At 31.3% G+C, this 18,519-nt stretch carries 17 protein-coding genes and 1 pseudogene; 14 read left to right on the top strand and 4 right to left on the bottom strand.

Annotation, left to right across the window (positions count from 1 at the left end; translation table 11 throughout):
* The first annotated feature begins 27 nt into the window (after window positions 1–27).
* The 12 genes and pseudogenes from BV55_RS0100490 (at window position 28) to BV55_RS0100430 (ending at window position 12,446) form a co-directional block, all read left to right on the top strand.
* The gene (locus BV55_RS0100490) at window positions 28–474 is read left to right on the top strand and encodes a GNAT family N-acetyltransferase (RefSeq protein ID WP_029450732.1); all 447 of its coding nucleotides are present in this window, start codon (window positions 28–30) and stop codon (window positions 472–474) included.
* 121 nt (window positions 475–595) lie between these two features.
* The gene (gene vanR / locus BV55_RS0100485; RefSeq protein ID WP_035794477.1) at window positions 596–1,288 is read left to right on the top strand and encodes a VanR-ABDEGLN family response regulator transcription factor; all 693 of its coding nucleotides are present in this window, start codon (window positions 596–598) and stop codon (window positions 1,286–1,288) included.
* Entirely contained in the window at window positions 1,275–2,372 is a 1,098-nt protein-coding gene (locus tag BV55_RS0100480; RefSeq protein ID WP_035794474.1) for a sensor histidine kinase, read from the top strand. The genes vanR and BV55_RS0100480 overlap by 14 nt, the downstream gene beginning before the upstream one ends.
* A gap of 145 nt (window positions 2,373–2,517) precedes the next feature.
* Window positions 2,518–3,471, top strand: a complete 954-nt coding sequence (locus BV55_RS0100475) for a metallophosphoesterase (protein ID WP_029450729.1) — start codon at window positions 2,518–2,520, stop codon at window positions 3,469–3,471.
* 213 nt (window positions 3,472–3,684) lie between these two features.
* Window positions 3,685–3,807, top strand: a pseudogene (locus BV55_RS15480) (acetyltransferase); the annotation flags it as partial.
* A 285-nt stretch (window positions 3,808–4,092) separates the two neighbouring features.
* Window positions 4,093–4,761 carry a response regulator transcription factor gene (locus BV55_RS0100465; protein ID WP_029450728.1) on the top strand — a complete coding sequence of 223 codons (669 nt, stop codon included), beginning with the start codon at window positions 4,093–4,095 and terminating at the stop codon, window positions 4,759–4,761.
* The gene (locus BV55_RS0100460; protein WP_029450727.1) at window positions 4,758–5,771 is read left to right on the top strand and encodes a sensor histidine kinase; all 1,014 of its coding nucleotides are present in this window, start codon (window positions 4,758–4,760) and stop codon (window positions 5,769–5,771) included. The genes BV55_RS0100465 and BV55_RS0100460 overlap by 4 nt, the downstream gene beginning before the upstream one ends.
* A 197-nt stretch (window positions 5,772–5,968) precedes the next feature.
* Window positions 5,969–6,382 (top strand): hypothetical protein, encoded by a 414-nt coding sequence (locus BV55_RS0100455; RefSeq protein ID WP_029450726.1) that lies wholly within the window; start codon window positions 5,969–5,971, stop codon window positions 6,380–6,382.
* Window positions 6,383–6,445: 63 nt separating this feature from the next.
* Window positions 6,446–7,213, top strand: a complete 768-nt coding sequence (locus BV55_RS0100445) for an ABC transporter ATP-binding protein (RefSeq protein ID WP_029450725.1) — start codon at window positions 6,446–6,448, stop codon at window positions 7,211–7,213.
* Complete coding sequence (locus BV55_RS0100440; protein WP_029450724.1) at window positions 7,203–9,227, top strand: FtsX-like permease family protein; 2,025 nt, start codon at window positions 7,203–7,205, stop codon at window positions 9,225–9,227. Before BV55_RS0100445 ends, BV55_RS0100440 begins: the two co-directional genes overlap by 11 nt.
* A 189-nt stretch (window positions 9,228–9,416) precedes the next feature.
* Complete coding sequence (locus BV55_RS0100435; protein ID WP_029450723.1) at window positions 9,417–10,634, top strand: glycoside hydrolase family 3 protein; 1,218 nt, start codon at window positions 9,417–9,419, stop codon at window positions 10,632–10,634.
* Window positions 10,635–11,069: 435 nt separating this feature from the next.
* A complete protein-coding gene (locus tag BV55_RS0100430) occupies window positions 11,070–12,446 on the top strand; it encodes a catalase (RefSeq protein ID WP_242850829.1) in 1,377 nt (458 codons plus the stop codon).
* A 202-nt stretch (window positions 12,447–12,648) separates the two neighbouring features.
* Here the strand turns inward: BV55_RS0100430 and BV55_RS0100425 are convergent, their stop codons facing one another.
* Complete coding sequence (locus tag BV55_RS0100425) at window positions 12,649–12,984, bottom strand: winged helix-turn-helix transcriptional regulator (protein ID WP_029450721.1); 336 nt, start codon at window positions 12,982–12,984, stop codon at window positions 12,649–12,651.
* A 218-nt stretch (window positions 12,985–13,202) separates the two neighbouring features.
* On the opposite strand from BV55_RS0100425, the gene BV55_RS0100420 reads away from it, so the two are divergent.
* Together BV55_RS0100420 and BV55_RS0100415 are read left to right on the top strand one after the other, a co-directional pair.
* Window positions 13,203–13,757, top strand: coding sequence for a nitroreductase family protein (locus BV55_RS0100420; protein ID WP_029450720.1), 555 nt, complete (start codon window positions 13,203–13,205; stop codon window positions 13,755–13,757).
* Between the two features lie 98 nt (window positions 13,758–13,855).
* On the top strand, window positions 13,856–14,956 hold the full coding sequence (locus BV55_RS0100415; protein WP_029450719.1) for an NADH:flavin oxidoreductase: 1,101 nt from the start codon (window positions 13,856–13,858) through the stop codon (window positions 14,954–14,956).
* A gap of 119 nt (window positions 14,957–15,075) precedes the next feature.
* Here the strand turns inward: BV55_RS0100415 and BV55_RS0100410 are convergent, their stop codons facing one another.
* The 3 genes from BV55_RS0100410 to BV55_RS0100400 are packed head-to-tail and all read right to left on the bottom strand — an operon-like array spanning window position 15,076 to window position 18,498.
* A complete protein-coding gene (locus BV55_RS0100410) occupies window positions 15,076–16,473 on the bottom strand; it encodes an FAD-binding oxidoreductase (protein WP_029450718.1) in 1,398 nt (465 codons plus the stop codon).
* 25 nt (window positions 16,474–16,498) lie between these two features.
* Window positions 16,499–17,692, bottom strand: a complete 1,194-nt coding sequence (locus tag BV55_RS0100405) for an electron transfer flavoprotein subunit alpha/FixB family protein (RefSeq protein ID WP_029450717.1) — start codon at window positions 17,690–17,692, stop codon at window positions 16,499–16,501.
* A 17-nt stretch (window positions 17,693–17,709) separates the two neighbouring features.
* Complete coding sequence (locus tag BV55_RS0100400) at window positions 17,710–18,498, bottom strand: electron transfer flavoprotein subunit beta/FixA family protein (protein WP_029450716.1); 789 nt, start codon at window positions 18,496–18,498, stop codon at window positions 17,710–17,712.
* Window positions 18,499–18,519 lie beyond the last annotated feature (21 nt).

Raw genomic sequence — 18,519 nt, 5'->3', positions numbered from 1 at the left:
TTTTTATAACTTTAGGAGGAAGTGACAATGCTATTTTATGATACAGCTGATTTAAATGATGAAGAAATCTATTTACAATTAAATAAAACTGCTGATGAAAACAAAGAGAAGGGATATGTACCTGCATACTATTTTACTATTACTAGAAATATAGATGGGGTAAAGGTTGGGAAATGTGATCTACGCGTGGGGCATAATGAGAATACAAGATATGGTGGCAATATAGGATATGAGATTTTCGAAGGATTTAGAGGAAAACATTACGCAGGAAAAGCTTGTAAGTTATTATTTATACTAGCTAAAAAACACGATATGAATGAGGTAATTATAACTTGTAATCCTGAAAATGTGGCTTCTAGGAAAACGTGTAAATATAGTGGTGCTGAACTAATAGACATTGTAGACGTTCCATTATGGCATGAGATGTATAAAACCGGGAGAAAGAGAACCTGCCAATACATGGTGAAGTTATAGTGAAAGGATCACTTTGTTCCTATGAACTATTTCTAAGGCCCAGAAAATTACTAGGTATAAGAATCTTATTTTGAGTTTAGAGTAAATAATTAGTCAAAGGGGGGGTTCTGTGGATAAAGATATAAATATTTTAATAGTTGATGATGAGAAAGAAATAGCTGATTTAGTGGAAGTATATTTGCAAAATGAAGGGTATAATATTTATAAATTTTATACGGGACAAGGAGCGCTTGAATGTATTAAAACCCAAAACCTAAATTTAGCTATATTAGATGTAATGCTACCAGATATTAACGGATTCGAAATTTGTCAAAGGATTAGGGAAAAATACCGTTATCCAGTTATTATGCTGACCGCAAAAACTGAAGATATGGATAAGGTTGCAGGGTTAACCATAGGTGCTGACGATTATATTACAAAACCTTTTAATCCTCTGGAAATGACTGCCAGGGTAAAGGCGCAATTGCGTAGATATACACAATATAATCAAACAGAGGAAACGGTTCTTGAAAATACAAATGAATATGATTTTGCGGGTCTTGTGATTAATAAAGATACCCATAAATGTTTTCTTTATGAGAAACAAATCCTACTAACACCCATAGAGTTCTCAATTTTATGGTATTTATGCAAAAATAAAGGAAGAGTCATTTCATCTGAGGAATTGTTTGAAGTAGTTTGGGGTGAAAGCTTCTTAGATAATAACAATACAGTAATGGCTCACATCGGACGTTTACGTGAGAAGATGAATGAGCCCCGGAAAAACCCAAAATTCATAAAAACGGTGTGGGGAGTTGGCTATCAAATTGAGTAAAGAAAAAAAGAAAATGAAATACAAATTAACAAAAAAACTAATTAAAAGGTTATATGTATCTCTTGTTACCTTCTCGTTTTCTTTATTTTTGTTGCTTATTATTTTTTTGGAATTACATGGCTTAACAGATCCAACCGATAACTTTTTGTACAACACCTCTATGTTTATTTGGAATAATAAATTTGTTGCATTTGTTTTAACATGGGGACTTGGAGTGTTGATAATATTTATTTTTTGCTGGATTGAAACATTAAAGTATCTTGACGAAATTATTCTTGCAACAAAAGACATATATACTGTGGATGAAAAAATCATTGAGCTTCCGGAAGAATTAAATGATGTTGAAAAGGATATGAACCTTATAAAGACTAATCTCAAAAGGAGTCAAGAAAATGCAAAAGAAGCAGAACAACGTAAAAATGATTTAGTTGTATATCTAGCACATGATTTGAAGACACCGCTAACTTCAATTATTGGTTATCTTACACTACTACGTGATGAAATCCAAATTTCAGAAGAACAGCGGGAAAGGTATCTTTCAATATCACTTGGAAAAGCAAAGCGGCTGGAAGACTTAATTAATGAGTTTTTTGAAATTACACGTTTCAATTTTACTACCTTAACCCTTGATCTAAACAGTGTTAATTTAACAAGGATGATTGAACAGAACGTATATGAATTTAAACCCATATTTTTAGAAAAAGGCTTGAATTGCACTATATCTGTAGCTCCTGATATAATGATAAAATGTGATGTGGACAAATTGCAACGTGTTTTGGACAATTTGCTGCGCAATGCCGTAAATTACAGCTTTAGCGGAACTACCATTGAAATATCGGTTATACAAAACAACGATGGTGTAAAATTAAAGGTCTTAAATCATGGTAATACAATTGCAAAGGAGAAACTTAGTAGGATTTTTGAACAATTTTACCGACTTGATGCGGCCAGAATAACTCAAAATGGTGGTGCAGGACTAGGACTTGCTATTTCAAAAGAAATTGTGGAGTTGCATGGAGGTACTATATCTGCATTCAGCGAAAATGAAACGATAATATTTGAGGTTGCTATTCCTGCTTTGTAGGGAAATCGTAAGAATTTCATCACAATTAAATAGGTTTTAGTTATGATAGGGCGGATAAAATGCATCTATGTTTCGGGTATGATTTATATCAAGACATGGATGCTTTTTATGTTCTGCTCTATATACTGAAAGGATGATTTATATTATGAAAATGAAATCAAGAAGGTTTATGATCCCAGGTATTATCTTATTATTAATCATATTAATAGTTGGTTTTACCGTTTGGGATAATCAAAGGATAGTTGTAGATGAAGTAATAATGAATAATTCTAATTTACCTTTAGGCTTTGAAGGTTATCGTATTTTACAAATAACCGATTTGCACGGAAAGAGCTTTGGTGAGAAACAAGTAAAACTGGTTGAACTAATAAAGAAACAAAAGTATGACTTACTTCTTTTTACAGGAGATTATATCACAGATGAAAATGATGACTTGACTCCTTTAGAAGACTTATTAAAAGGTTTACCTAACAGTGGTGACAGATACTATATTCTAGGGAACGCAGATGAAAATAATAGTATTGTTCCCTTAGTAAGAGGAAATAAGTTTTATGATTTATTCGCCAAATATGAAGTGAAGCCCTTATATCCCGGGGCTGAAATTAAGAGAGGTGATGAATCCATATGGTTAAGAACAAATCCATATGTAGGTAGATACGAAATCTATCAGGAAATTCAAAGGGAACTTGTGAACGCACTAGAAACTTTTAATAAGAAATATGAAGACAGTGAAGATCCTTTTACTGTTGAAGTATCCCACCTACCAACTGAGATTGACTATGAAGACGAATGGATTCACGATTACAGAACTAATATTTTGGGTGAAAGAGATGATGAATGGATTGATTGGGATATGAGTATAAATGGTCATACACACGGTGGACAACTTCATTTGCCATTTATTGGCCCTGTTACTTCTCCTAACTATGGATTATTCCCTGGCAAAATAAATGTTACGGGAGTACACGAGAAAAATGGTCATACACAGTATGTATGTTCTGGCCTAGGTGTAAGCGGACCAAAAATGTTACGTTTTAGATTTTTAAATCCACCATCCATAGGGCTTATTAGGTTAAGTAATGCTCAAAAAGCTAAATAAGGAGACAAGGTAAGGATAGTTTCGGTATTATGTGCAAAAACCTATTTATATTGTCTATGACAGTTCGATAAATCGAACTGTCATAATTTTTGAAAAGAATTTAAAAGATTATGTGAATAAATTTTAATGAGGTGCTTTTTAGCATGAGTCTGTTATAATTGTATATATGAAATCATAAAATGGAGGTATAAAAAATGAAGTATGGTCAAAATTAAAAACTTTACTATTGTGCCTGGAGCTAACATAGGTGACGGGGCAATTATTGCTGCTAATTCAGTAGTTGTAAAAGATATTCTCTTTTATAATATCATAGGGGGTAACCCAGGTGAAATTATTTAAAAGAGATTTGAAGATGAATTGATTAACCACTTATAGAACTAACATGGTAATTTTAACTGTCTCTCCATTTTATAAATTACATTAGTATTTGTCTATTGCAGACCTTCTATTTTAGTACGAGATGTATAAAACAGGGACAAAAAGAACCTAACAATACATTGTAAAATCATAGAATAGGAATTCACTATAGTTTCTTTTACGTCTATAACCTTTTTTGCAGAACTGATTATAATCAATTATAATATTGTTAAGCGAATAGATTTCATACTAGGAGTTGAGACTATGTCAAAAATAATTATTATAGAAGATACTGAAACCATAAGAGAAGAACTTAGAACCTTTCTAATTAAATATGGATATGAGGCTGTTGCTCCAACAAATTTTGAGAACATTGTTGATTATACTTTAAAGGAAGAACCTGATTTAATACTTCTAGACATAAATCTGCCTATATTTGATGGATACTATATATGTAGAGAAATAAGGAAAAGCTCGGATGTACCTATAATAATAGTTACAAGTAGAGACACTGATATGGATGAACTTATGAGTATGAATTTAGGTGCCGATGACTTTATTTCAAAACCATATAATACACAAATTCTTTTGGCAAGAATGGAATCCTTATTAAGAAGAGTCAATGGTTTTAATATTAAAGATATAATTAATTATAATAATTTAAAATTTAACTTGTCTAATGGATCTATTACATATGAAGGTATTTCAGCAGAACTTACAAAAAATGAAATTAAGATACTTTCCTGCTTAATTAAAAATAAAGGGAAAATAGTATCAAGGGATGATTTAATGGACTTTATGTGGAATTCAGATAGTTTTATAGATGATAATAATTTATCTGTTAATGTTACAAGATTAAGAAAAAAGCTTGAAGAAGTGGGGATGAAAGAAAACATAGAAACAAGACGTGGATTAGGATATATACTGCCATGAGAATAGGAACTTATTTTAAAGATAGAGCTTTATTTTTACTAATTAATTTTATAATATTCATTATGATATGCGTCATTATGCTACTCATTAACATTAGCGTCAATACTATTCTTTTGATTTTCTTCATTTGGTTTTTCCCACTTCTTTCTTATATGTTTTTAGAATTTATTAAGTATAAAAACTTTTACGACAAAGTAAGCAGCATAATTGATAATTTGGATAAAAAATATCTCCTTTCTGAGATTATTAAAGAACCAGAATTCATAGAAGGTAAGGTTGTATATGACTTATTAAAACAGGCTAACAAGAGTATGCATGAACATGTAAAGAAATATAAAGATATGGAAAGTGAATATAGAGAATATATAGAAATTTGGGTGCATGAGATAAAAAACCCTATTGCCTCAGCAAGACTAATTATAGAAAACAATCAAAATGAGGTTACCAAAAATATTAATTATGAAATAAAAAAAGTCGAAGAATACATTGAACAAGTACTATATTACGCAAGAAGTAATAATGTAAGCAAAGATTATATTATTAAAGAGGTTTCTTTAAATACTTTAGTAAGAAACGTCATAAAGAAAAATTCCAGATACCTTATAAGTAAGAAGATTTCAATTGATATAGATGATATAGAAGGCACTGTGTATGGTGACGTTAAATGGTTAGAGTTCATTTTAAATCAATTGATAGGAAACTCCATTAAATACATCCAACAAAATGATGGAGTGTTAAAAGTATATACTGTTAAAAATGAAAACAATATTATTCTTACAGTAGAAGATAACGGCGTAGGTATTATAGATAATGATATAAATAGAGTATTTGAAAAAGGTTTTACTGGAGAGAATGGAAGAAGGTTTGGAAAGTCTACTGGAATAGGACTTTACTTGTGTAAAAAACTTTCTGATCAGCTTGGCTTAGGGATAAATGTAACTTCAAAAGTTGGAAAAGAAACAAAGGTTAATATTATCTTTCCTTTAGGAAAAGTTAATTTAATTAGTTGATTGATTTTATAATAACGAGTTTATAACTACTTAACACTTTAGTAGATGTAAACTCGTTATTTTTGTTTTTTAAGATCTCACTATACTTTTAACCTTGCAAAAATGTAACCTTAATAAAATATAAACAAATATGTATTCTTAGATAACCCTGATAAGATAATGATTGTAAATACAAAGTAAATTAGGAGGAATTAAAATTGAAAAAAGTGGTGATTGCAAGTGTAGTAGTTATTCTTATGTTGGTTGGAGTATACTTTGTTTATACTTATTATAACAAACCAAAAATTGTAGATGGTGTTGTATCAAAAAGTATTGATGACAATGGAAAACCTTTAAGTATAGCTACAGAGTTTTCAAAAGAAGAGGCAGTTCATTTCTTTGCAAAGAGTAATAGATTCTGGATTAAAAAAGCACAAATCGTATGGTATAAAGAAAAACATGCAAAAGAAAACAGATTTTTGATTGAAGAAGGTATAGATGTAAATGATGCTGGATACTTCTTTTCAAAGTTATCAGTTCCAGAAGGTCTTGAAACAGGTCACTATTTTGTTAACATTTATGTAGATGGTAAAGATATTATAGAAACTGGCACTGAATTTGAGGTGAAATGATACAAGTATACGAAGCAAAAGTATTTTTACAAACAAAATATATGGAATTATGGAGGAAAAATAATGAAAAGCATATTAAAGGTTGAAAAAGTTGAAAAGTATTATGGGAATAAGGGGAATATAACAAAAGCAATGGACAATATAAGCTTTAATATAGATAAGGGAGAATTTGTTGGAATAATGGGCCCGTCTGGTAGTGGTAAGACAACTTTACTCAACTGTATTTCAACTATAGATACTGTTACAACAGGATATATTATTATAAATGATAAGGATATTACAAAGTTAAAGGCAAAGGATATAGAAAAATTCAGACGTGATGAATTAGGCTTTATATTTCAGGATTTTAACCTTCTTGATACTTTAACAGCTTATGAAAATATAGCCTTGGCTTTGACAATACAAAATAGACAAATTACTGTAATAGATGGACTAGTTAAAAAGGTTGCAGAAAAACTTGAAATTACTGAGGTGCTAAATAAATATCCTTTTCAAATGTCAGGTGGTCAAAAGCAACGAGTAGCTTCTGCAAGAGCCTTGGTCACTGAACCTTCACTTATATTAGCTGATGAGCCTACGGGTGCTTTAGATTCTAAGTCTTCAAGATTACTTTTGGACTCATTTGAAAAGATTAACAAAGAATCTAAAGCTACAATATTGATGGTTACACATGATCCTTTTACAGCAAGTTATGCCCATAGAATCTTATTTATAAAGGATGGTAGGATTTTCAATGAAGTAATACGCGGAAATGATACGAGAAAAGAATTCTTTAATAAAATAATTGAAGTTGTAACTTTGCTTGGAGGGGATATTGGGGATGTTTTTTAAGATAGCAATAAATAATGTCAAAAGAAGTTTTAAAGATTATTCTATATATTTTCTTACCTTAACTTTTGCTGTATGTATATTTTACAGTTTCAATTCTATTGAAGTTCAAAATTCAATGCTTGAAATGGGTAAAAATACTGCAGCGTATATATCAACATTAAATAAGCTTATAGCTGGAGCATCTATATTTGTAGCATTTGTTCTCGGTGGACTTATAGCTTATGCTAATAACTTTTTAATAAAAAGGCGAAAAAGAGAGCTAGGTATATATATGACGTTAGGTATGTCAAAGGGTAAAATTTCAAAAATATTAATTATTGAAACTATTTTAGTAGGTCTGATATCCCTAGTTTTTGGAATTGCACTTGGAATCATAGTATCACAAGGCCTGTCTATATTAACAGCAAAGCTTTTATTCATTAACATAAACAAATATAAATTTATTATTTCAGTAAGTGCAGTTATGAAATCTGCTTTATACTTTGGTATAATATTTCTTTTGGTGATGATATTCAATCAGAATACTATTTCTAAATACAAGTTAATTGATATGCTAAATGCATCAAAGAAAAATGAAAAAATAAAAATAAATAATCCTTTTCTTTCAGTGGTTGTATTTATTTTATCTGTAGTAATATTGGTAGTTTCATATATATTAATATTGAAAGTTGGATTAAACCCAGAAAATATTTTATTTATAATTTCTATCCTTATTGGAATTGTAGGAACCTTGTTATTCTTTTTTAGCCTCTCTAATTTCTTTATTCACATTGTACAAAAAAATAAAGAAATATATTTTAAAAATTTAAATATATTTGTACTAAGACAAATAAATAATAAAATAAATACTAATTTTTTATCAATGACTGTAATATGTCTTATGATCTTTTTAACAATTACACTTTTATTTACTATGTTTAGCTTTAAAGGTAGTTATGATAAGTTGATAAAGGGAAATACTTCTTTTGATGCTACAAGTCAAATCTATGTAAATGAAGAAGATCAAAAAATAAAGGAAATAAAAGAATATATGGATATAATGAAGTTTAACTATGATGACTATGAAAAACATGTGTTTTTTAATGAATATAAACTTAATATAACTATAGGTGACTTATTAGATAAATATTTGACCAATAAAGAAAAAAAAGATTTTACTGAAAACTACATCGATGGTCCGGTGTCTACTATAAGGGTATCTGAATATAATTCAATCGTACAGCTTAAAGGACAAAGACCTATTCTCTTAAATGAAGAAGAAGTCTTGGTTGTGTCTAATTATGGAGAAATGAATAGAGCTCTAGATGAATTTATGAAAAACGAAAAGACTATAAATATAGATGATAAAGTTTACACTATTACCAATGAGGTTCCCGTAAAGGAAAACATAGTTACTACTGGATCCCATATGAATTTCTTCTATTTAATTATCCCTGATAATTTCAAGGGAGAGTTAAATTTATATTCCACGGGATTTAATGCAATGTTTGAAGGAGATGACCCAAAAGGATTAGAAAAAATGTTCTCAAGCTTCTCAAATAATATTTCAGAGAATATACATGTGGATGATAGAGCTATTCAAGTTGTTGGAAATACAGTAGAAAAGGTACATTTAAGAATATATGGATCAACAACAATGATTGTATTTGTAGGTGTATATTTAGGAATAGTGTTTCTAGTATCCAGCGCAGCGGTACTTGCGTTGCAGCAATTATCTGATATAAGTGATAGCCTTGATAGATATAACTCACTTAAGAAAATAGGTGTTACTGAAAAATTAATAAACAAAGCAATATTAATACAAAACTTAATATATTTTATGATACCTTTAGCTTTAGCAATTATCCACTCAATAATTGGCATGATAGTGATAAATAAAATTTTCAGCATTTACAATAGTAGTATAATAGGGAAATCTTCAATGATGATATCCTTAGCACTTGCTATAATATATGGTGGATACTTTTATGCAACTTATGTTAGCTCTAAAAATATAGTTAGAAACAGTAATTAATTCTGACTAGTGGAAGAAAAATAGGAGAGCTTGTAGAGATGTGTTATAAAATATTAAGAGTATAAATGCAAAAAACAAGATACTCAACAATATCTTATAATATAGGAATATATATAATATTGTAAATAAGGAATTGAGTTTATTTCAAGTAACTTTCTATATTTTCGGTTTAGAAAGGAGTCTTATAATATGAAAAGATTCATTTATGGATTACTTGCTTTATCACTGCTAATGCTCTCGGGGTGTAGTATTAATGAGGATTCATCTTCTAATGATTCATCGCCCTTACCACAAGTTGACGCAGGTGAGGATAACTCATCATCTATAGTAGAAACAGAATCTAAGGCAGAAAAGTTACTTCATAGCATGACACTTGAAGAAAAAATCGGGCAACTTTTTATTATACGACCTGATGATTTGGAACTTAATTTAACATCTGAACAAATCAATGATTCAACAAACGATGGAGCGGTAGAACTTGATACAAATATGCAAGAAACTCTTAAGAAATACCCAATAGGCGGTGTTGCATTATTTGGTAAAAACATTTTAAATCCTACGCAGTTAACCACATTTATTTCTGATATGCAAAAGCAAAGTACTATTCCTTTGTTTGTGAGCATTGATGAAGAAGGTGGAATTGTATCGCGAATTGCAAAGTCACCAAATTTTGATGTACCTAAATTTGAAAGTATGCAAAAGATTGGAGAAACCAAAAATGTTGCAAAGGCAAAAGATGTTGGATTCACTATAGGCGCATACCTAAAATCATATGGAGTTAATTTAGATTTTGCGCCAGTTGCTGATATTAACACAAATCCTAAAAACATAGTAATAGGAAATCGTTCGTTTGGGAATGATCCTGATTTAGTTTCTAAAATGGTATTTGCAGAAATTTCAGGGCTGCATGAAGCAGGAATTATGAGCTGTGTAAAACATTTCCCGGGACATGGAGACACAAAAGCTGATACACACACAGGTGAGGTGTCCATTGAAAAAACATGGGAGGAATTAAAGAAATGTGAATTAGTTCCCTTTATAAATTCCATTGATACAACGGATATGGTTATGATTTCTCACATAACTATACCAAATATTACGTCAGATGGGATTCCAGCTTCATTATCAAATGAGATCATTGAAGGAAAGCTTCGTAAAGAGCTTGGCTATAAAGGCGTGGTTATTTCAGATGCAATGGAGATGGGGGCTATTACTAAGAAGTATTCCTCAGAGGAAAGTGCTGTAAAGGCAGTTTTAGCAGGGGTTGATATTATTTTGATGCCTGAAAGTTTTGTAGAATCTTATAATGGTATTTATGATGCAGTAAAGAATGGCGTAATTAATGAAACAAGAATTGATGACAGCGTGTTGAGAATTTTAAATCTAAAGGAGTCATATCACCTTTAATGGGAGAGTGAGAAAACTGGAGTGAAATAATGAGACTGCAATTTTCATCTTATTAATTTATACGATGGCTACTATCCGTAACACCCCTATCCTCTTCAAGGTGGGGGATGACGGCTGCTACACCCCTGGATAAGTTCTCCTAAGACTCAGATGGAAAGATGTATTCCTTATAAGCAAACTCCACCTGAGTCTAAGAATCACTTGATAGGATAATTCCAGCAATATTAATTGTAGGAGTAATTGTTGGATTAATATTACTAATAAAGAATTTAATAAAACCTAAAAATAAATAGATAAATATAATAGGTATAAATACAATTTCAGATATATAAAATACAGAGTTATTACCCTTATGAATATATATAGTAAGTAAGAATATACTATATTATTATTGTGTTTTTCCTTATGGGAGCACATTTATAAGGGGGGGTATATTTGGATAGGGATAGCTGTAATCCAATGGATACTGAATCATTTCATCAAAAATTAACACAAACATATAAAGACAATCAGATATTACATTCTCAAACAGTAGGTAAGAGGGGTCCAGTGCTTGTACAAGATACAGTTTTACATGAAACCTTAGAAGACTTTGCTTATTCTACAACTCTACCACGTGTAGTTCATACAAAAGGATATGGTGCTTTTGGGTATTTTCTTACCCTTCGTTCTATGAAGGGATATACAAAAGCTGGATTCTTGCAAATGCCTGATACAAAGGTGCCAGTGGCGGTGAGGTTTTCTTTGGCTGCAAGTAATAAGGGAACGCCAGACACGTCTAGAAATTTACGTGGACTTACAACTAAGTTCTATACAAAGGAAGGTAACTTTGATCTTCTCTGTAACCATATACCCGTATTTTTTGTGCGTGATGCTATTCGGGTTCCAGACGCTATTAGCCATCTTGCACCATCTCCTGTTAATAATATGGCAGATCCTGAGAACTTTTGGACACTGTTTGCTAAGTATCCAGAGGCAACCAACATACTAATATGGCTTTTTTCAGATTTAGGAACTGTGAAAAGTTTTCGCCGTATTAGGGCATATGGTGTAAGTACTTATGTCTGGGTAAATGAAGAAGGTACTAGGCACTACGTGAAATATCACTGGATACCGGTAGCAGGCGAAGAATGTATAGATCAAAAAGAAGCAGAATTACTAGCATGCAAAAATCCTGATATAGCTGGTGGTGATTTATATGACAGTATAGCAAAAGGTGAGGTAGTAGAATATGTGCTATGTGTACAGCTTATGAATCCTGAGGATGAAAAAACACTTCCTTTCGATCCACTAGATGACACCAAGGTGTGGGATGAAACACAGTATCCACTTTTACCTGTAGGGAGGATGGTTCTAAATCGTAATCCAGAAAATTATGCTGAGCAAGTAGAAAAAATTGCATTTGCACCAGCAAATTTGGTTGAAGGACTAGAATTTTCTGATGATAAAATGCTTCAAGGAAGAGCTTTTGTTTATTCAGATGCACAGCGCCATAGGCTAGGTCCAGATTTTCGCAATATACCAATTAATAAACAACAAAACTTCTCACCAAAATCTATGGTATCTAGCGGGAATGGAAGATATGTGGCTGGTGAAATTATGCGCTCTGAAATAGAAAATCCAGATGATTTTACACAAGCAGGAGAGAAGTATGAATCTCTTTCAACCCTTGGAAAAAAGAACTTAGTAAATAATATTGTATCTGGTCTTGTACATGCAAAAGGTGAAACACAAAATATTGTCCTAAGGCATTTGCAAATGGCATCACCAGTACTTGCAAAAAGGGTATGGGATGGTATAAAGACTTTTTAATCACATATAAGTTTTATAAAAGTACTAAATAAAAGTACTAAATAAAAGCATTTCATTAGATTAAAACTTAATGAAATGCTTTTAAGCATATTATTGATAATTTTGGATAGTATTAAATTATTTATTTACTATTTGTAGTTTTAAAACATATTTAAATAGTAAATGATGGGAAGGTCTAAAGTTTCTTTTATAAAGCTAAAATCTATAGTTTAATATCATGATTAGTAGCATAAGTGGTTCCCCACTTGCACATTTCATCAAGTGTATTTTGCAAGCTACTACCATACTTTGTTATAGAGTATTCAACTTTTGGAGGCACTTGTGGATACACCTTTCTTGTTATCAAATCATCATTTTCCATCTCACGAAGTTGAGTTGTAAGCATTTTTGGAGTAATATCGGGAATTAATCTTTTGATTTCAGAAAATCTTTTTGTACCCATATTTAGATACCAAAGAATTCTAATTTTCCACTTGCCACCGATTAAGTCCATGGTTAACTCCATTGAACAGCTATATTTATTTTTTAAATTAGACATTTTGTCACCTCCATATTTTCGAAATCACATAGTATCATTTTGTATACTTAGTGATAAAAAAGTGCGTACTTGCGATTTGGGACCATTGTAGTATGATAATAGCATACAGCATATTAAAAAGCAATATGGCTATTGCTGATGAAAATCATTAAATACGGAATCGATTATGTCCTTTTAGTAAGGTATATAAAAAAATAAAGACTAAGGGGTGGATAGAAATGGAAAATGAAGTACTAAAAGCAATAAAGAATAGAAGAAGTACAAGAAAATATAAAGAAAAACAAATTAGTGAAGAAGAATTGCAAGCATTATTAGATGCAGGGATACAAGCTCCTAGTGCAAACAACTCACAATCTTGGCATTTTACTGTAATACAAGATAGGGATATGATAAATTTTATAAGTGATAAGTCAAAAGAAGTTATGAGAGAAAGTGACAACAAGAGCATAGTGAATGTTGGAAAAAGTGCAGGAAATATATTTTATAATGCACCTACTTTAATAATAATATCAGGTAAAAAAGAGGTTCAATCTTCTTTAGTTGATTGTTCTGCAGCAATTGAAAATATGCTAATTGCAGGTGAAAGCATAGGACTTGGAACCGTATGGGTAGGATTTGTTAGATTTTTCTTTACTCTTGCTGAGCAAGTTAAAAAACTAAAATTACCAGATGGGTATGAGCCATTTTATGCTGTAGCCGTAGGGTATAAAGAAGATGATAGTGTTTTTGGACCATCAAAGAGAAATAAAGAAGTTGTAAACTATATAAGATAATTTACACAAATAAAGGAAATCTTGGAGATTTCAAAGTTTTAGAGGCACAAGACGTTCTTAATATATATAGGGCTTCATTATAATAAGGAGTGTTTTAAATGAAAAGTTTATTTGATAATACAACTTTAAAAAATATGGATCTAAAAAACAGGTTTTTTAGATCTGCTACATGGGAAGGTATGGCTGACGACAAAGGTCATATCACAGAAAAATTATATGATGTATATGAAAATCTTGCTAAAGGCGGAGTAGGTACTATAATAACAGGCTACGCTTTTGTTACAAAAGATGAACAACCAAATCCTGGAATGATGGGCATTTATGATGATTCATTTATTGAAGAATATAAAGATCTTACTAAAAGAGTACATAACTTTGACACAAATATAATACTACAAATTGCATATGGTGGATCTCAAACGAACTTCAATGTAGGTGAAAGAGTTATATTAGCACCATCAGCTGTAGCCCATAGTGTATATGGGGTTATGCCAAGAGAAGCCACAAAAGAAGAAATAAAAGGTCTTATCGAAAGTTTTGCAGATGCATCTTTAAGAGCTAAAAATTCAGGCTTTGATGGAGTTCAATTTCATGCTGCACATGGGTATATTTACAGCCAATTCTTAAGTCCTCATTATAATAAAAGAACTGATGAGTATGGTGGAAATATTGAAAACAGAGCAAGAATTATATTTGAAACTTTAGCAGCTGTAAGAGAAAAGGTTGGAAAAGACTTCCCGGTGTTAATTAAAATTAATTGTTCTGATTTTATAGAAGATGGTTTTTCTTTTGAAGACTGTGAATATGTATGCAAGAGATTAGAAGAACTTGGAGTTGATGCTATAGAAATCAGCGGAGTTGTAGGAGCAAAAGGGGAAGATAGAACTATAAGAGAAAAAGGACTTAAATATTTAGAAAAAGAATCATATTTTAGAAAATATGCTGCAAAGATAGCAGATGAAATAAACATACCAGTAATTTTAGTTGGTGGAAATAGATCACTTGACTTAATGGAAGATGTATTAGAAAATACTAAAATTCAATATTTTTCATTATCTAGACCATTTTTGAGAGAACCTGATTTAATAAATAGATGGAGTGGGGAAGATAGTAGTAAGGCAAAATGTATTTCTTGTGGGAAATGCAGAGATCTTCAAGGAAACTCTTGTATATTTAATAGAAATAATAAAACAGCATAACAACATAAATTTTAAAATAAAAGATAAAAGCATTTCATTAGAGTGAAATTTAATGGAATGCTTTTAACTTGTATTGTGATGTATTTTAAGTAATAAATATTTAACTAATTTTAGCTTATTTACTCACAAACCTTTCCTGGATTTAATATATTTTTAGGATCAAAGGCTAATTTTATATTTTTCATAAGGTTAACATATTCGTAGCCGTACTGTTGAAGCATATATGTTTTCTTAGCAAAACCAATTCCATGCTCTCCAGACACTAAGCCTTTTAGTTCTCTGGACTTTTTATACATTGCTTCAAATACTTCTTCTATCTTATCTTTCCATGCGTCATCTGTAAGATCATCTTTTAATACATAAACATGTAAGTTACCATCACCAGCATGTCCAAAACTTCTTATTCTTACATCAAATTGTTCTTGAAGTTTACTTGTATACTTAATGAATTCAGCAACTTTGTTTCTTGGGACAACAACGTCACATTCATCCATATCAGTTGTGGATGCTTTAACAGCTTCAAGGAAAGCTCCTCTTGCAGACCACACAGCATCTTTTCTTTCATCTGTATCAATTATAAATACATCTAAAGCGCCTTCATTAAGGCAAATGTTAGCTACATTTTCATAGGCCTTTTCTATATCTTCGGTGCTATTACCGTCAAAGGTTAATAAAAGATATGCATCAGAAGAATTATCAGGGAATTTTTTCAAGAGGAATTCTTCAGCAGCAAGGATAACTTCTCTTTGCATAAACTCTATAGCAGTTGGTGCAGATTTTGATTTAACTATTTTGGGAACTGTACCTATTGCCATATCAAGATTTGGAAAGGGTATTAACAAAGATATAGCTTTTTTAGGTAGTGGTATAAGTTTTAAGATAACTTTTGTAACTATACCTAAAGTTCCTTCAGAACCACAAATTAAGTCTTTTATGCTGTATCCAGAAGAATTTTTAACTACTTTTCCTCCTAGGTTAAGTATTTCTCCATTTGGGAGCACTATTTCAAGACCTCTTATATAATCTCTAGTAACGCCATACTTAACAGCCCTCATTCCACCTGCATTTGTATTTATATTACCTCCGATTGTAGCAGATTTTTCTCCTGGATCTGGAGGATAAAACAAATCAAATTCTTCAACGTATTTGCTTATTTCCATTAAAAGTACACCGGGCTCAAGGGTTAGGGCTAAGTTTTCTTCATCAATTTCAAGTATTTTGTTCATTTTGGACATACTTATCATAATGCCACCGTAAATTGGTACTGATGCTCCAACTAGTCCTGTTCCAGAACCTCTTACCACAACAGGGATCATGTTTTCATAGGCATATTTCATAATACTTGACACTTCTTTAGTAGAAAAAGCTTCCACTAGTACCTCTGGCATGTGGCTGATTCCACCCATCTCATCATGGCTGAAATCATTATTTATTGAGTCACCTTTAAATACTCTATTTTCATCTAATATAGATACTAAAAATTCTATATCCTTAGCATCAACCTTTTTATAATCCATAAAAAAACCTCCTTGATTTTAAATACTAGGCTATTGAGTTTTTAATATCTGAAATTAACTTAGGAACTATTTCATAAATGTCTCCAACTATTCCATAATGAGATATATTGAATATAGAAGCATTTTCATCTTTATTTATTGCAAATATACACTCGGAACTATTCATTCCAGCTGTAAATTGAACTGCACCAGAAATTCCAAGGGCTATTATAAGCTTTGGTTTAACGGTTCTACCAGAAAGACCAATTTGCTTTTTAGCATCTATCCATCCTTCTTCAACTAATGATCTTGTTCCAGCTACTTTAGCATTAAGAAGACTTGCTAGCTCTTCAATCATAGCCATATCTTTTTCTGATTTTAGGGCCCTACCAACTGCAACTATTATTTCTGCATCAGAAATATCTCCTTCAACTTCTTTTTTTGTAATCTTTAATACCTCAATATTTGATGTAAGTTTTGATTTGTCTATTTCACATAAGGTGATTTTACCTTTTGAATCAGATTGCCTTTTAGGGGCATTCATAACCTTATATCTTACAGTTGACATTTGAGGTCTATTATTTGGACATATAATTTGTGCCATAATATTACCACCAAAGGCAGGTCTTATCTGTACAAGATCTGTATTTTCTTTCATTTCAAGTATTGTGCAGTCTGCTGTAAGGCCTGTTTTAAATCTTGCAGCGATTCTTGGTGCAAGGGATCTACCAACAGTTGTAGCTCCAATTAGTAATGAAGATGGTTTTATATTATTAATAAAGTCTTCAAAGGCAGCAGTATAAGGCTCTATCCTAAAATCCTTAAGCTCTTCGTAGTCGTATACAAAAACTTCATCCACACCATAATGAAGTAATTCTTTTGCCTTCTGCTTTATATTGTAGCCAATAAATACACAGTATACTGGAAAATTGACGACAGAGGCAAGCTCTTTAGCTTTTCCTATGAGTTCCATTGTTACAGGGTGTATTTCTCCTTCCACATGATCTACATATACGCCTATACCACGCCACAAACTCTTGTCCACCTTTAAAGATTCTGTTTCAACAAACTCCATTACTCCAGTAGGACCTTTTTTAACGCAAATCCTACACATTTTACAGGCTGCACTAACTTCAATTTTACCTTCTATGTATTGAATTGCACCAAAAGGGCAAATCTTTGTTAACTCTATAGCATTTGAGTCATTTACTTTTTCTTGATTACAAATTAGCTTACTCATGAGAATTCCACCCTTCTTTATATAAACTTTAACTCTTTAAGTTTTCTAGCTATTTTAAAACTAAGCTCTGTACTATTACCTGTCCAGTTTTCTCTATTATTATTTATATCTGGTGGAAATATTCTTTCAACCTGTGTTGGTGAGCCATTAAGTCCATATTTATTTTCATCTTTATCTTCAAAATCATTTAATGTTATAATTTTTATTTCTCTATCTTTTGTAGCTATTTTTTTCCTATAAGAGGGAAGTCTTGGCTGAAATATATCTTTTTCTACAGTTAAAAGGCAAGGGAATTGAACTTCAGCTATTTCAACTGTATTTGACATATCCATTTCTACGATAATAGACTTTTCTTTTACCTCTATTATTTTCAAAACGTTTGCAATATGGGGAATTTGAAGATATTCAGCCATTTCTGGTCCTACCTGAGCGGTATCACCATCTGTTGTTTGTTTTCCGCATAATATAATATCAAATGTACCCATTTTCTTCACACCCTGTGAAATTGTATAAGAGGTAGCAAGCACATCTGCTCCTGCAAACTTTCTATCAGTAACCAATGCGCCTTCATCTGCACCCATCATATATGCTTCCTTTATAACATCTTTTGCTTGAGGTGGCCCCATACTTATAACCTTAATTAAACCACCTTTTTCTTCTTTAATCTTAAGTGCAGTTTCTAAGGCGTATAAATCATAAGGATTCATTTTGGAATCTACACCATCTCTTTTTAAAACACCTGTAACAGGATCTACTTCCACCTTCGAAGTTCCTGGAACTTGTTTTATACAAACTAAAATTTCCATATATATTCCTCCAATCTTTTT

The sequence above is a fragment of the Clostridium algidicarnis genome, assembly GCF_000703125.1.
GTDB lineage: Bacteria > Bacillota > Clostridia > Clostridiales > Clostridiaceae > Clostridium_L > Clostridium_L algidicarnis.
The sequence above is the reverse complement of the archived record's forward strand: the minus strand, read 5'-3'. Positions and strand labels throughout refer to the sequence as shown.

What these genes read in the sequence shown, in the direction of transcription:
- BV55_RS0100490 (WP_029450732.1), top strand. Translation starts at nt 28, where the DNA reads ATGCTATTTTATGATACAGCTGATTTAAATGATGAAGAAATCTATTTA.
- BV55_RS0100475 (WP_029450729.1), top strand. Translation starts at nt 2,518, where the DNA reads ATGAAAATGAAATCAAGAAGGTTTATGATCCCAGGTATTATCTTATTA.
- BV55_RS0100465 (WP_029450728.1), top strand. Translation starts at nt 4,093, where the DNA reads ATGTCAAAAATAATTATTATAGAAGATACTGAAACCATAAGAGAAGAA.
- BV55_RS0100460 (WP_029450727.1), top strand. Translation starts at nt 4,758, where the DNA reads ATGAGAATAGGAACTTATTTTAAAGATAGAGCTTTATTTTTACTAATT.
- BV55_RS0100445 (WP_029450725.1), top strand. Translation starts at nt 6,446, where the DNA reads ATGAAAAGCATATTAAAGGTTGAAAAAGTTGAAAAGTATTATGGGAAT.
- BV55_RS0100440 (WP_029450724.1), top strand. Translation starts at nt 7,203, where the DNA reads ATGTTTTTTAAGATAGCAATAAATAATGTCAAAAGAAGTTTTAAAGAT.
- BV55_RS0100435 (WP_029450723.1), top strand. Translation starts at nt 9,417, where the DNA reads ATGAAAAGATTCATTTATGGATTACTTGCTTTATCACTGCTAATGCTC.
- BV55_RS0100425 (WP_029450721.1), bottom strand. Translation starts at nt 12,984, where the DNA reads ATGTCTAATTTAAAAAATAAATATAGCTGTTCAATGGAGTTAACCATG.
- BV55_RS0100420 (WP_029450720.1), top strand. Translation starts at nt 13,203, where the DNA reads ATGGAAAATGAAGTACTAAAAGCAATAAAGAATAGAAGAAGTACAAGA.
- BV55_RS0100415 (WP_029450719.1), top strand. Translation starts at nt 13,856, where the DNA reads ATGAAAAGTTTATTTGATAATACAACTTTAAAAAATATGGATCTAAAA.
- BV55_RS0100410 (WP_029450718.1), bottom strand. Translation starts at nt 16,473, where the DNA reads ATGGATTATAAAAAGGTTGATGCTAAGGATATAGAATTTTTAGTATCT.
- BV55_RS0100405 (WP_029450717.1), bottom strand. Translation starts at nt 17,692, where the DNA reads ATGAGTAAGCTAATTTGTAATCAAGAAAAAGTAAATGACTCAAATGCT.
- BV55_RS0100400 (WP_029450716.1), bottom strand. Translation starts at nt 18,498, where the DNA reads ATGGAAATTTTAGTTTGTATAAAACAAGTTCCAGGAACTTCGAAGGTG.